At 66.2% G+C, this 13,140-nt stretch carries 12 protein-coding genes and 5 pseudogenes; 5 read left to right on the forward strand and 12 right to left on the reverse strand.

Annotated elements, in window-relative coordinates; translation table 11 throughout:
* Positions 1–12 precede the first annotated feature (12 nt).
* Both ACV7NQ_RS10030 and ACV7NQ_RS10035 read right to left on the reverse strand, forming a co-directional pair.
* Positions 13–789 (reverse strand): ABC transporter ATP-binding protein, encoded by a 777-nt coding sequence (locus ACV7NQ_RS10030; RefSeq protein WP_463359369.1) that lies wholly within the window; start codon positions 787–789, stop codon positions 13–15.
* 89 nt (positions 790–878) lie between these two features.
* On the reverse strand, positions 879–1,319 hold the full coding sequence (locus tag ACV7NQ_RS10035) for a MarR family winged helix-turn-helix transcriptional regulator (protein WP_463359370.1): 441 nt from the start codon (positions 1,317–1,319) through the stop codon (positions 879–881).
* A 51-nt stretch (positions 1,320–1,370) separates the two neighbouring features.
* On the opposite strand from ACV7NQ_RS10035, the gene ACV7NQ_RS10040 reads away from it, so the two are divergent.
* On the forward strand, positions 1,371–2,462 hold the full coding sequence (locus tag ACV7NQ_RS10040; protein ID WP_463359371.1) for a substrate-binding domain-containing protein: 1,092 nt from the start codon (positions 1,371–1,373) through the stop codon (positions 2,460–2,462).
* Positions 2,463–2,594: 132 nt separating this feature from the next.
* A pseudogene (locus ACV7NQ_RS10045) lies at positions 2,595–3,086 on the forward strand (acetamidase/formamidase family protein); the annotation flags it as partial.
* Here ACV7NQ_RS10045 and ACV7NQ_RS10050 read toward each other — a convergent pair.
* The 3 genes and pseudogenes from ACV7NQ_RS10050 to ACV7NQ_RS10060 all read right to left on the reverse strand — a co-directional run.
* On the reverse strand, positions 3,027–3,506 hold the full coding sequence (locus tag ACV7NQ_RS10050) for a TetR family transcriptional regulator (protein WP_463359372.1): 480 nt from the start codon (positions 3,504–3,506) through the stop codon (positions 3,027–3,029). The pseudogene ACV7NQ_RS10045 and the gene ACV7NQ_RS10050 sit on opposite strands and share 60 nt — an antisense overlap.
* Complete coding sequence (locus ACV7NQ_RS10055) at positions 3,506–4,972, reverse strand: FAD-dependent oxidoreductase (RefSeq protein WP_463359373.1); 1,467 nt, start codon at positions 4,970–4,972, stop codon at positions 3,506–3,508. The genes ACV7NQ_RS10050 and ACV7NQ_RS10055 overlap by 1 nt, the downstream gene beginning before the upstream one ends.
* A 329-nt stretch (positions 4,973–5,301) precedes the next feature.
* Positions 5,302–5,532 (reverse strand): annotated as a pseudogene (locus ACV7NQ_RS10060) (aldehyde dehydrogenase family protein); the annotation flags it as partial.
* 4 nt (positions 5,533–5,536) lie between these two features.
* On the opposite strand from ACV7NQ_RS10060, the pseudogene ACV7NQ_RS10065 reads away from it, so the two are divergent.
* Together ACV7NQ_RS10065 and ACV7NQ_RS10070 are read left to right on the forward strand one after the other, a co-directional pair.
* A pseudogene (locus tag ACV7NQ_RS10065) lies at positions 5,537–5,836 on the forward strand (cytochrome P450); the annotation flags it as partial.
* Entirely contained in the window at positions 5,833–6,318 is a 486-nt protein-coding gene (locus ACV7NQ_RS10070; protein ID WP_463359374.1) for a glutathione peroxidase, read from the forward strand. The pseudogene ACV7NQ_RS10065 and the gene ACV7NQ_RS10070, both read left to right, overlap by 4 nt.
* A gap of 90 nt (positions 6,319–6,408) precedes the next feature.
* On the opposite strand, the gene ACV7NQ_RS10075 is transcribed toward ACV7NQ_RS10070, so the two are convergent.
* The 7 genes and pseudogenes from ACV7NQ_RS10075 to ACV7NQ_RS10105 form a co-directional block, all read right to left on the reverse strand.
* Complete coding sequence (locus tag ACV7NQ_RS10075) at positions 6,409–6,990, reverse strand: TerD family protein (protein WP_463359375.1); 582 nt, start codon at positions 6,988–6,990, stop codon at positions 6,409–6,411.
* Positions 6,991–7,070: 80 nt separating this feature from the next.
* Positions 7,071–7,583, reverse strand: a pseudogene (locus ACV7NQ_RS10080) (cytochrome P450); the annotation flags it as partial.
* A 177-nt stretch (positions 7,584–7,760) separates the two neighbouring features.
* The gene (locus tag ACV7NQ_RS10085) at positions 7,761–8,681 is read right to left on the reverse strand and encodes a hydroxymethylglutaryl-CoA lyase (protein ID WP_463359376.1); all 921 of its coding nucleotides are present in this window, start codon (positions 8,679–8,681) and stop codon (positions 7,761–7,763) included.
* Positions 8,682–8,841: 160 nt separating this feature from the next.
* Positions 8,842–10,053 (reverse strand): CaiB/BaiF CoA transferase family protein, encoded by a 1,212-nt coding sequence (locus tag ACV7NQ_RS10090; RefSeq protein ID WP_463359377.1) that lies wholly within the window; start codon positions 10,051–10,053, stop codon positions 8,842–8,844.
* 126 nt (positions 10,054–10,179) lie between these two features.
* Positions 10,180–10,407: pseudogene (locus tag ACV7NQ_RS10095) on the reverse strand (TauD/TfdA dioxygenase family protein); the annotation flags it as partial.
* The gene (locus ACV7NQ_RS10100; RefSeq protein WP_463366106.1) at positions 10,373–10,531 is read right to left on the reverse strand and encodes a hypothetical protein; all 159 of its coding nucleotides are present in this window, start codon (positions 10,529–10,531) and stop codon (positions 10,373–10,375) included. The pseudogene ACV7NQ_RS10095 and the gene ACV7NQ_RS10100, both read right to left, overlap by 35 nt.
* A 128-nt stretch (positions 10,532–10,659) precedes the next feature.
* On the reverse strand, positions 10,660–11,430 hold the full coding sequence (locus tag ACV7NQ_RS10105) for a deoxyribonuclease IV (RefSeq protein WP_463359378.1): 771 nt from the start codon (positions 11,428–11,430) through the stop codon (positions 10,660–10,662).
* Between the two features lie 116 nt (positions 11,431–11,546).
* On the opposite strand from ACV7NQ_RS10105, the gene ACV7NQ_RS10110 reads away from it, so the two are divergent.
* Positions 11,547–13,049 (forward strand): serine/threonine-protein kinase, encoded by a 1,503-nt coding sequence (locus tag ACV7NQ_RS10110; protein WP_463359379.1) that lies wholly within the window; start codon positions 11,547–11,549, stop codon positions 13,047–13,049.
* The last annotated feature ends 91 nt before the right edge of the window (positions 13,050–13,140 follow it).

The following is a 13,140-nucleotide window of genomic DNA, read 5'->3' on the forward strand; positions in this document are numbered from 1 at the left end:
GATCGTCTCTGGTCACGCCTGCTCCAGCGCCTTCATCCGGTCGAGCACGGATTCCGGAGTAGGATCGCGCAATTCGTCCACGATGCGACCGTCGGCGAGGAAGATCACCCGGTCGGCGTAGCCCGCGGCGTGCGGCTCGTGTGTCACGATGACGACCGTCTGCCCGAATTCATCCACCGCGGCCCGCAGGATGTTCAGCACCTCCTCGGAGGCGCGGGAGTCGAGGTTGCCGGTCGGCTCGTCACCGAAGATGATCTCCGGTTTGCCGGCCAGCGCCCGCGCGCACGCCACCCGCTGCTGCTGCCCGCCGGACAGCTCACTGGGCCGGTGGGTGAGCCGATCGGTCAGCCCGAGCCGCTTGAGCACCGTGTCCAGCCAGTCCTGATCGGGCTTGCGGCTCGCGATGTCCAGCGGCAGCGTGATGTTCTCCAACGCGGTCAGCGTCGGCACCAGGTTGAATGCCTGGAAAACGAACCCGATGCGATCGCGTCGCAGCCGCGTCATGTCCTTGTCCGACAGCCCCGACAGGTCGGTATCGCCGATTCGCACGACCCCCGAGGTGGCGCTGTCCAGGCCCGCCAGGCAGTGCATCAGCGTGGACTTGCCCGACCCCGACGGTCCCATGATCGCGGTGAACTCCCCTTTCGCGAAGTCGACTGAGACCCCATCCAAGGCCCTGACCTGCGTATCTCCCGACCCGTAGACCTTCATCAGGTCGATAGCACGGGCCGCGACATCGGTCGGAGCCTCCGATTCGGCGGTGTCGGTACCCACAGCGTGCGAAGTCATGCAGCCTAGTCTGTCTGCGATCACGTCACCGCGCCATCGGGGATGTCCCTGATGACCTGAGTATCGATGCGCTCAGCCCGAAAACAGACCTATACGACCGCCGGTTCGGTGTCGTGCAATTGGTCGAGCAAGGCGCGCAGCGAGCGAGTGAGACCGTCGGTGTCGGTGGCGATCAGATCGAGGCCCGCCTCGTTGATGGCACGGGTCATCACCTGGTAGGTCAGCAGGCCGCGGCGGGTGGGGAAGACCAGGACGCGGCGGCGGTCGGTGTCGTCGACCTTGCGGTGCACCAGGTTGTCGGCGATCATCGCATCGATGAGTCTGGTCAGGCTGGCGCCGGTCAGCAGGGTGGCCTCGGCGAGCTGCGACATCGCGCGGCCGTGGCCACCGGCGACGGCGGTCAGGACGTGCCAGCGTCCGACCGCGGCTTCACCGAGACAGGTCGCGACGGCGCGGTCCAATTCCTGTGACGCCCGGCGCACAAGTCGCGCCAACTCCTCCAGTGCGGCGGGGGCAGTGCTATCGTCCACCACAGCACTATATACAACGCCGTATGGTATTGATTCAAATGGAAATATACGGTGGTGATTCCATTGTCGCTTTCGGGCTTTCGAGGCCATCGCGAGACGGTGGACATTGCGCTGGTGGTGCCGCTGAGCGGACCGGCGGGCTTGTTCGGACCTTCCTGCGAGGCCTGCGCGACACTGGCCATCGATGACATCAACGCCGCGGGCGGCGTTCTCGACCGCACGGTGCGGCTGCATCCGGTCGACGCGGGCGCGCCGCTGCCGGTGCTGGCCGCGGAGATAGACCGCATGGTCAGCACGGGGTTGGTCGACGGTGTCGTCGGATGGCATCTGTCCAACGCCCGCAAGGTGATTACGCCGCAGACCGCCGGACGCGTGCCCTACATCTACACCACGTTCTACGAGGGCGGCGAGGACGCCGACGGTGTCTACATGGTCGGCGAGACGCCCGATCAGCAGCTCTTCCCCGCGCTGCGCTGGCTGCGCGCGGAGCACGGCATCCGGCGCTGGTGCGTGGTCGGCAACGATTATGTGTGGCCGCGCGAAACAGCGCGGGCAGCAAGGGAATTCGCGGCGACGACCGACATCGAAATCGTCGGCGAGACCTACATCCCACTCGGCGGGCGCAGCTTCGGCCGGGCACTCGAATTGGTCAAAGGCTCACCGGCGCAAGGGGTTCTGGTATTCATGGTCGGCGCCGACTGCGCGGCGTTCAATCAGGCGTTCGCCAAGGCCGGGTTGGACGAGAACCAGCTGCGGCTGAACATGATGATCAGCGAGGACGTGCTGTATGCGGGCGGCCCGGACAGCACCCGCGGCTTGTACACCGCCAGTGGCTATTTCGAGAGCGTTGTCTCCGCGGAGGGCATGGATTTCGGCTCCAGGTACCTCCAGCATTTCGGCTCGTTCGCGCCGACGCTGAACAATATCGGCGAATCCTGTTACGAGGGCATGCTGCTGTTCGCCTCCCTGGCGGAGAACTCCCGCAGCCTCGATCTGCGCGCCATCGAACGTGGCTCCGCCGGTGTCAGTTACGGCGGTCCGCGCGGCGAGGTGCGGGTCCGCGGCGCGCACACCACGCAGCCGGTGTATCTCGCCGACGCCGATGCGCTCGATTTCAATGTGCTCGCCGAGCTGACAACCTGAGCCCCGGTCGGCCGCCACGCGCGCCGACCGGTCACGCTGCGACACCGGCGGATGGCGGTGCCACCGTGTGGCTGAAACGAGGCCGAGCGGCCCGAGCGAAACAGACGTTAAGTGCAAACTTTTCAGATGGAACTGTCCGTCGGCGATCTGCACTTCTCCCAGGGCGACGGTGAGATCACCTTCTGCGGCGCCATCGAGATGGGCGGATTCATCGACCTGCGCGTGGATCTCATCAAGAACGGCATGGAGCTCTACGGTGTCTCGGAGAACGCCATCTTCATGCCCGGCAACGAGGGCCCCAATTACACCGAGTACCTCGCCTTCTCCGGCACCTCGGTCACCCTCGCGGGCGAACAGCGCTACCTCGACTCCCAACTGTCGTTCGAACGCGCCTGCCTGCACGCCATCGACTACCTCACCAAGTTCGGCTACAGCCCCGAACAGGCATACCTCCTGCTCGGCGCTGCACCGATCGAAGGCCGCTTCTCGGGCGTCGTCGATATCCCCAATTCCTGTGCCACCGTGTACATCCCCACAGCCATCTTCGACTTCCCGATCACCCCGTCAGCGACCGGCCCGGTCACCATCAACCCCGGGATGGGGGCGCCGCGGGCAACACTCTGAGATTTTCTCCAGGCGGTCGGCGATTTCCGAGTAGGAGGCGTAGCCCATCCCGGCGCGGACGAGGGCGCCCGCGTAGAGGAGTTCGAGGGACTCGACGACGTCGGGGTCGGCGTCGGGGCCGAGGGCGCCCAGCAGGCGCTTGCGGATTTCGGCGCCGATGCGGGCACGCAGATGCGCCACATCGGGGTCGCGGCCGAGCAGAGCGCTGGTGACCGCGCCCGAGAGTTCCTGTTCGTCGGCGACGAGCAGGGCGATTTTGCGGAGCTCGGCGACGACCCGGACAACGGGGTCCGGGTCTTCGCTAGCGGGAGACGAGCCGGAAACCAGGCGGCGCCAAAAGATCTCGGCGACGAGGTGTTCCTTGGAGGAGAAATAGGTGTACGCCGTGGCGGTCCCGACGCCGGCCGCCGCGGCGACCACTACTTTGCCGCGGCTAGACCAGCGCGACGGCCATAGAAGCTGCCGTCACCGAGCGAGGCGCCGCTGACGTAACCGCCCGCGCAGAGACCGGAGGTGCAGCGGCCCGCGGCGAACAGCCCGGGGATCGGCTCGCCCGAGACGTGCAGCACGCGGGAGTCGAGGTCGGTGCGCAGGCCGCCCAGGGTGAAACCCGCGGTGAAGCCTCGCATATCGAACGCCGCGATCGGCGTGCCGATCGGCTTGACCCACTCGGGCTTCTTGCCGAGCAGTGGATCCTTGCCGTCGGCGGCGTGCAGATTGTAGGCGTCGATCGTGCCTTGCAGCGCCAGCGTCGGCAGGCACATGTCCGCCTCGAGTTCGGCGACGGTTTCGGCCGCCCAGGTCGGCGGCTGCCGGAAGAACGGGGTGGCGGTTTCGGTGGCCAGCGCGACCTCGAGCGACTCCTCGTCGATGATCAGATACGCCTGATTCTCCTGTTGAATCAGCGTCGCCTGGCCGATGCGCCCGGGATAGGTGTCCTCCGGGATGTAACGCTGGCCGCGACCGTTGACCAGAATGCCGCGGGCCATCATCTGCGGGTCACCGAAGAACGCGACCTCGGTGGCATCCATGTGCGCCAGCTCGGCGCCGAGTGCCTGGGCGACGAGGATGCCGATACCGTCGTGCTCCTCGATCGCGGCGGCGGGACGGCCGATCAACCGCGGCGCATAGCCCTCGATCATCTTCTGGTGGTAAGCGAAACTGCCGGTCGCCAGCACCACGCCGCGTTCGGCGCGGATCGCGACCTGCTTGCCGAATTGGGTGGCGAGCACGCCGACGACGCGCTCGGTGTCATCGACGATGAGACGCCGGATCCTGGTGTCGTATTCGACACGGACACCGAGACTTTCGGCGGTCTCGGCCAGCGGCTTCATCAACATGTAGCCGCCGCTCTTCTGGCCGATGCGCTTGTCGGCCATCTGCGGAACGTGGCCGCGCGGCGCGGGTTTCGCGATCGCATTGAACGGCGCCGCATTCTCGCCGCCGGAGTACATCAGTCCCTCGTCGTGCGGGGGCTCCCACCCGGGCTCACCCCAGAACGCCTCACGGAACGGGACACCGCAGGAGACGAGCCAGTTGTAGTGTTCGACGCTGCCATGGCAGTAGTCGGCGATCTTCGCCTTGTCGACGCCCGGACCTAGGGCGGCCAGCAAAAACGTCTCCATGTTCTCCGGCGTGTCCTCGAAGCCGAGAGCCTGCTGTAGCGGCGTGCCGCCGCCGAGATAGATGAACCCGCCCGCCATCGCGGCCGCACCGCCCCAACCGCCGGTGCGCTCCAGGATCAACACCTCGGCGCCCGCCCGCGCGGACTCGATGGCGGCGCACACCCCGGAGATGCCGTAACCGGCGACGACGACGTCGGCCTCCTTGTCCCACTCGGAGATCTCACTGGCACGCAGCGGCCGGATTGTCGCGGCATCAGACATGTTTCGTGTTCCTTACTATTGCTCGGTCGGACCACTGCCCTCGTGTGCTGCTCGATCGGTGTGGGCTCTTTCCGACTGTTTTGTGCTGTGGACCACTCTGCCGGTTCTGCGTGCGTCGCGGGTAGAACTTCGGCCCGATCGAATTACGCCGCGGACAGCGCTACCGGGTCCGCGCTGCTCTGCCGCTCGAGCTTGCGCTGCCGCTTCGGACTGTGCGGCCGCCTCCGCTGTCTTGCGGGCCTCCTTCTTCTGTTGCGCGACGATGGTTCCCACCAGCAGGTCGAGCTTGGTGCCATTCGGCCAGCCGGCGTCGTGGCAGAGGAACAGCGCGATCTCGATATGTCCGCGATCAGCGTCGGTTCGATGTAGTAGCCGCGCTCGCCGGCGGCCGGGCGGCCGCCGGCGACGATGATCCGCCCGCCTTCGGCCTTGGCGATCTCCAGATACCGCTCCACCCGCGCCCGCTGCCGTGGCGAGATCAGCGGGCCACAGACTGTCCGCGGATCGGCCGGATCGCCCGGCCTGATGCCGCCCATGGTCGCCGCGGCGGCCTGCACCGCATGTCAGGAGATCAAGAAGGGGCAGTGGCTGGGGATCTTCTACAGCTCGGCGAACTTCGACGAGGAAGCCTTCGAGAATCCCTTCACCTTCGACGTGCTACGGGAGACCCCAATCCGCACGTCGGCTTCGGCGGCACCGGAGCACACTATTGCGTCGGCGCCAACCTGGCCAGACTGGAAATCGACCTGATACTCAACGCCATCGCCGACGTGATCCCGAACATCAGTCAGGTGTCCGATCCGGTACGGTTGCGATCGGGGTTGGATCAACGGAATCAAGAAGTGGCAGGTGCGATACGAGTGAGCCTTCGAGACATTCCACTGCGGACGCTTTCCGGCGACGCGACGAGCCTGGGCGAACTCGCCGGGGACAAGGCCGTGCTGCTGGTGAACGTGGCTTCCAAATGCGGTCTGACGCCGCAGTACACCGGACTGGTCGAGCTGCAGAAGACCTACGGACCGCGCGGATTCACCGTGATCGGCGTGCCGAGCAACCAGTTCATGGGTCAGGAACCCGGCACGGCCGAGGAGATCCAAGAGTTCTGCTCCACCACCTATGGTGTGGATTTCCCGCTGCTGGAGAAGACCGACGTCAAGGGCGAGGACCAGCATCCGCTCTACGGCACGCTGGTCGAAACGCCGGACGCGGACGGCACGGCCGGTGAGATCCAGTGGAACTTCGAGAAGTTCCTGATCGATCGGGAAGGAAAGGTGGCGGGCCGGTTCCGTCCCCGGACCGAGCCCGACTCGGCGGCGGTCATCACCGCCATCGAAGCCGTTCTGTAAGAACGTCATACCGGCGTATGCCGGGATCGAGCGTAGCGTCGGGCGCTGACCCGGCCACTCGATCCCGGCATCCATCCGGAAGACCGATACCTAGGCCATTGCGAAGCGCAGCAGGGCTTGCTTGTCACCCTGCTTGATCTGACCCTTGCGGTTGAGGACCTCCAGCTGCCAGCCCGTACCGGAGCGGAACGCCCTGGCCACGGCATTGGCGTTGTCGTTGCCGAGCAGCGACGGCCAGATATCGGCCACCTGCTCGGCGCTGCCGCCGGTCGCGTCGTACACCTTGAACGAAATGTTGTTGGCCTTTTCGAAGGAACTGCCCTTCTTGAAGGCGGCGGCCACGAACACGATGGAGTCGATGGCGCCGGGTACTTCGGCGAAGGTGACGTGGACCGACTCGTCGTCACCGGAGGCTGCGCCCGTCTGCTCATCGCCGGTGTGCTGCACCGATCCGTTGCCCATCGGGTCCAGCGAGTCTAGTCCGGCAAAACGAACCGGCTCGGCGCCTTGCATGAGGACGGCGATCAGATCCAGGTCCACACCGCGCTTGCGACGCAGCAACCCGATCGCACCGCCGCTTGTGCCCGACGACGGATCCCAGCTCACCCCGACAGTCAGTTTGGTGATGCCGTTGAGATCCGCGGCGCCATCTTCCTTCTTGAGCGTGATCATGCGTTTCACACTACAAGAGGTTGCGTAACCCGCTGCAGCACAGCATATTTCTCTCCGCGCCTGCGCAACGTAAGTAATGGCTAAGGCTTTCGGCGGCGACGGTAGCGGACCGCGCACGGCTGTTGCAGCTGCACCACCATCTTGCTGTGGTCGTTGCGATAGCTGTCGGACGGTTGCGCCATTTCGAACTCCCAGTCGCGCAATAGGATCGAGAAGATCGCCTTGAGCTGCATGAGCGCGAAGGCGGCGCCGACACAGCGGTGCCGACCAGCGCCGAACGGGATCCAGGTCCAGCGGTTGACGATGTCTTCGTCGTTCGGGTCGATGTAGCGATCCGGATCGAAGGCGTCCGGGTTCGGGAAGTCCTCGGGGATGCGGTTGGAGATGGCGGGGGTGGCCGCGACCAGATCACCGGACTCGATCGCGTGCCCGCACACCTCGAATTCGCCTTGGGCGACCCGCATCAGGATGATCAGTGGCGGATGCAGACGCAGCGTCTCCTTCACTGCCGCCTCCAACCGCGGAATCTGGCGCAGCACTGCGAAACTGACCTCGGAGTCATCGGCGTACAGCTCATCGAGTTCGTCGACCACACTGGTCAACTGGTGGGGCGGATTCGGATGGCTGCGGGGACCGTGGCGAAGCTGGATGTGCACAACGGCCGGTGGTGGGCAGCATTGTCGAGGGGTCGGTGATCTATCACGTTCCTGGCGTATTTCCTGCTGGGGTCCGCGCAGGAGCCTGCAATCGAGTTTCCCGACGCAGAACGGTCAGATAACCCATTCGAAGGCTTCGGCTTTGGAGCGGGCGCCTTCGGCGGTGCGGGAGCGGCTGGGTTCGCCCAGGTCGGCGAGCAGATCCTCGGACAGCGCCACCATGGCGGCCAGCGTGGCGGGGGTGAACCACGGTGGGCGGGTGGCGAAGAGGATATCTTCGGTGGAGGTGTTGCCGCTGGCGCCGGGGGCGAAGGGGCAACCGCCGAGGCCACCGAGGGATCCGTCGACCATGGTCGCGCCTGCTTGCAGAGCCGCGAGGGTGTTGGCGACGCCCATGCCCCAGGTGTCGTGGCCGTGGAAGACTATGCGGCGGTGCGGGGTTCGGTCCCGGACGGCCGAAATGAGAGCGGTCACCTGCCCGGGGTGCGCTTGGCCGAGGGTGTCGGCGATGACGATTTCGGTAGCGCCTTCGGTGCGCGGATCATTGGCGATGGCGAGCACCCGCTCGGGGTCGACCGGTCCGTCGAAGGGGCAGGTGAAGCTGGTGGCCAGGCAGAGTTGAATCGCGCCGCCGACCCCGTGGGCGAGACGGACGGCATCGGGCATGACCGCCACGCTGTCCTCGGTGGTGCGGCCGATATTGGCCTTGTTGTGGGCATCCGACACCGAGAAGCAGTATTGGAAGTTGCGCACGCCCGCGGCCGCGGCCTTCTCGATGTGCCGCGGCGTGGCCACCCAGACCCAACAGCGTTCCAGCTCTTCGGGACTCAGTGCCGCAATGAGCTCCATGGTGTTGGCCATCGGCGGCACCAGATCGGGGCGAGCCATGGAACCGACCTCCAGCGCGGGCACCCCGAGCGCGAGCAGGCGGCGAACGATATCCACCTTGCGTTCCACCGGCAGGACTTTGCCGGTCAACTGGAGACCGTCGCGCAGAGTCACATCGCGCAGCACCGACTCGGTGAGCGCCGTCATTTCTTCTCTCTCGCTTCCTGCGGCACGCACATCACGCCACCGCACGGCTTCCCGTTCCCGACAGCCGGATTGGGATTCACCGTGGGCCGCCGGGGTCCGGGTGCGCGCAGTTCGTACGCGCTGCGCCCGGGTGGTCGCCTACGGCCGTAAACCCTCCGAGTCATGAGGCCTCCAGTGCATCGATATCGGCGTCACTCATGCCGAGCAGATCTGACAACACCGCACGAGTGTGCTCGCCGAGATCGGGTCCGACATTGCGGATGGGCAACGACTTATCGCCGATCACCGGGACGATGCCGGGAAATCCGACTGTTTTCGGTCGCGGCTCACCGACATCCACTGGGAACGACTGAATCATATTGCGCGCCTTGTACTGCTCGTCGGCGACGATGTCGGCGGCGGTATAGATTGGGCCGCATGGGATGGCGGCGCCCTCCAGGATCTTCAGGGCCTCGTGGCGGGTGTATTGGATCGTCCACTCGCCGATCGCGGCATCGAGCCGCTCCCGGTTGCGCCAGCGGCCCGCGTTGTCCTGGAGATCGGGGGCGGCGGCCAGGTCGGGGCGGCCGATCACACCCATGTACCGCTGGAAGATGGCATCGCCATTGCCGCCGATGATGATGCTGGAGCCGTCGCCGCACGGGTAAGCGTTGCTCGGCGCGATGCCTTCCATCCGGCCGCCGACGCGTTCGCGGTTGATGCCGTAGGCGAGGTAATCGGGCACCAGCGATTCCATTACCGACAGGATCGCCTCGTTGAGCGCGACATCGATAATGCGCTCCCCCAATGGAATCGACTCCGATCGTTGTGTGCGCTGGAACAGTGTCATCACGGTGCCGAAGGCGGCGTAGATGCCCGCGATGGAATCACCGATGGAGACGCCGGTCCGCACCGGCGGCCGGTCCGGGTCGCCGACGAGTTCACGCAGGCCGCCGACGGCCTCGGCGACGGCGGCGAAACCAGGCCGCGATGCCAGCGGCCCGGTCTGGCCATACGCGGAGATGCGCGTGATCACCAGATCGGGATTGACCTCGTTGAGCACCTCGGGACCGAGGCCCCACTTCTCGAGCATGCCCGGCCGGAAGTTCTCCAGCAGCACATCGCACTGCCGGATCAGGTCGAGCACGACGCCCCGGCCCGCCTCGGTGCGCAAATCGAGGGTGATCGACTTCTTGTTGCGGTTGATGGTGCGATAGAGCATCGAGGTATCGCCGCCGTAGAGCCGCCAATTGCGCAGCTCATCACCGGCCTTCGGCCGCTCCACCTTGATTACCTCGGCGCCGAAGTCGCCGAGGATGCGTCCGGCGGTCGGCGCGGCGATGTAATTGCCGAGTTCGAGGACGCGCACCCCGTCCAACGGCCTAATACTCATGGCTACCAGTGTGGACTATCGGCATCTCGCCGGGACCGTCGCCCGGCTCGGTACCGGGCGACCGGCACTCGGCTGCGGCACACGTCGAGGGCACACTGCTGTGCCCCTCGACGCTCGACCGACCGCCTAGGACGCCCGGCGCGTCGGCTCCTCGACGATGGAGTAATGCTCGGCATTTCCGCTGATGATGGTGCTCGCGGCGCTGTTCACACCGACCGGGATATCGCCCGCGAGGGTGATGCGGGTCAGCTTGCGGGGCTGGTCGTCGTAGTCATCGATGGCGTAGTGCTGGGTGGCGCGGTTGTCCCAGATGGCCACGTCACCGGGGGCCCAGGTCCAGCGGGTGGTGTTCTCCAGCCACCTCGACGGTAGCCGCGTCCAGGTCGCCGCCGAGCCGGACATTGTCGACCTGAGCGCCGATGCGAGCACCGAGCTTGGTCACCGAAGCGGTAACAGGAGTGGCGTAGTCGACCGTCATGAAATCACCTTCGCTGTTCGAATTTTGATTGATGCGCCGTTGAGCACATCACTCGAACTGCCTCGCCAACCAGGTTTTCCGTCACCATGATCCCAACTGCAGTGCGACCGCAATAGGCGAGCGAGCAGTCAGTCTACGTGTTCGCGCAGGTAGGCGAGGTCGTCCGCGACGCCTTCCGCGGGGGTTTCGAGGATAACCGGCGCATCCGCGGTGCGGCAGACCTCGGCGAGCAACTGCGGGTCGATGGTGCCGTCGCCGAAATTGGCGTGCCGGTCGGCGCCGGAATCGAACTCGTCGCGGGAGGAATTCAAGTGCACCAGGTCGATTCGGCCGGTGACCGCCTTGATCCGTTCGACGACGCCGACCAATTCTTCGCCGCCGGCCCAGGCGTGGCAAGTGTCCAGGCAGAAGCCCGCGCCGAAATCGCCGACCGCATCCCACAGCCGGGCGATCGAATCGAAATGCCGTGCCATGGCATAGTTTCCGCCCGCCGTGTTCTCGATCAGGATGGGCACCGCGAAACCGCCCTTGTCCTGCTGGCGTTCGAACAGCTTGCGCCAATTGTCGATTCCGGTGTCGATCTCCGCGTCGGACCGGACGTGCCCGCCGTGCACGACCAAGCCCAACGCGCCGATATCGGCGGCGGCCTCAGCCTGCTGCGCCACCGCGTTGCGCGACGGCATCCGCAGCCGGTTGTTCAGACTGGCCACATTGATCTGATAGGACGAGTGCACGACCACATCGATCGGACTGGCGAGGATCTCCTGGGTCCGCGGATGCGGTGTCGGCTTGTCCCAGCTCTGCGGATCGACAACGAACAGCTGGATGACATCGGCGCCGAGTTTCTCACCGAAGCCGATCGGATCGCTGTCGAGCCGGACGTGTGCTCCAATGCGCATGAGGCTCAGCGTAACGAGTGCCACCGACAGGGCAACGAGTCTGTTGCATCCGCGGGGTCGGCAGAGATACATCGGTAGGATCCAGGTGCTCGACCTGATGAGGGGGTGAATCCACTGTGTTGAAAAAAGGCGACATCTTCGCGGGCTACGCCATCCAGCGTGTGCTCGGCCAGGGCGGTATGGGCACCGTCTACCTGGCGCAACATCCCCGGCTGCCGCGGCTGACCGCGCTGAAACTGCTCAATCGCGACCTCTACACCGACACCGAGATCCGGCGCCGCTTCGAGCGCGAGGCCGACCTGGTCGCCCAGCTCGACCACCCCAATATCGTCACCGTGTACGACCGCGGCACCGAGGACGAGCAGCTCTGGATCTCGATGCAGTTCGTCCCCGGCGCGGATGCCTCCTGCGCGGATGTGAATGTGCTCGCGCCGTGGCGAGCCGTGCAGATCATCGCCGAGACCGCCGCGGCCCTGGATTTCGCGCACGCCAACAGCGTGCTGCACCGCGACGTGAAACCGGCCAATATTCTGCTGGCCAAGGCGCCGATCGGACAGCCGGAACGGGTATTGCTCACCGATTTCGGCATCGCGGGCATGCGCGACAGCGACACACTGAGCTCGGCGGGCTCGATCACCGCGACCCTGGCCTATGCCGCGCCCGAACAATTGCTCGGGATGTGGCTGGACGACCGGGCCGATCAGTACTCGCTGGCGTGCACGCTGTTCTGGATGCTGACCGGCGTCGGCCCGTTCCCCGGCACCAATCCGATGGGCGTCATCAACGGCCATCTCTATGGACCGGTGCCGGTGCTGAGCCGGACGCGACCGGGCCTGCCACCCGCGCTGGACGCGGTGCTGGCCAGGGCGATGGCCAAGCGGCCCGCGGACCGGTTCGGTAGCTGCGCGGAGTTCGCGGCGGCGGCACGGCGGGCGCTGACGCCGGGCGGGCCGCAGCGGCCGCAGCACGCACCGATGCACACCGGGCGAGTCGCTCCCGGGGGGCCGACCCGGGCACCGCTCGGCCCTGCGCACAACGTGCCACCACAAAGCCGGCCACCGCACGCCACACCCGCACAGCACACCCCACAGCACGCCGCACCCCAGCAAAGCCGGCCACCGCACGCCACACCCGCACAGCACACCCCACAACAGGCCGCACCCCAGCAAAGCCGGCCACCGCACGCCACACCCGCACAGCACACCCCACAGCACGCTGCGCCGCAGCAAAGCCGCCCACCGCGCGCCGCTCCCGCCCATACCGTCACGCCGCAGTCCGCGACGCCGCACAGCAGCTCGACGAGGCCCGAAACCCAAGCGCCACAAAGCAATTCGCCCACCGAGAATTCGGTTCCGCCCGGGACGCGGGTACCACCGGAACCGCACGTGGCACCCCAAACCTCAGCGCCACAGCGAAACTCGGACCAGCCCCGGACGCCGGAGCGGTTCGAGACCGGCCAACCGGCCAGGTCCACCGAACCACCCAACGACACCGGCGCACCGCGCATGCCCTTGCCACCGCGGCGCACGCCTCGGCCGCGAACCATCGCACTACCCGATGTTCGGGTACGGGCACCGCGTTCGGCGCCATCGGGGCCCGAACAACACCCTCCGCCATAGCCTTCCGCTATGAAATGGGCGGCTGAGGTTGCCCGAATACTGCTAAGGTTTCGATGTTTTCCGCGCTCGGGGTCGTGCCTGATTGCGCGTT

Source organism: Nocardia sp. Tas62D01 (genome assembly GCF_055232035.1).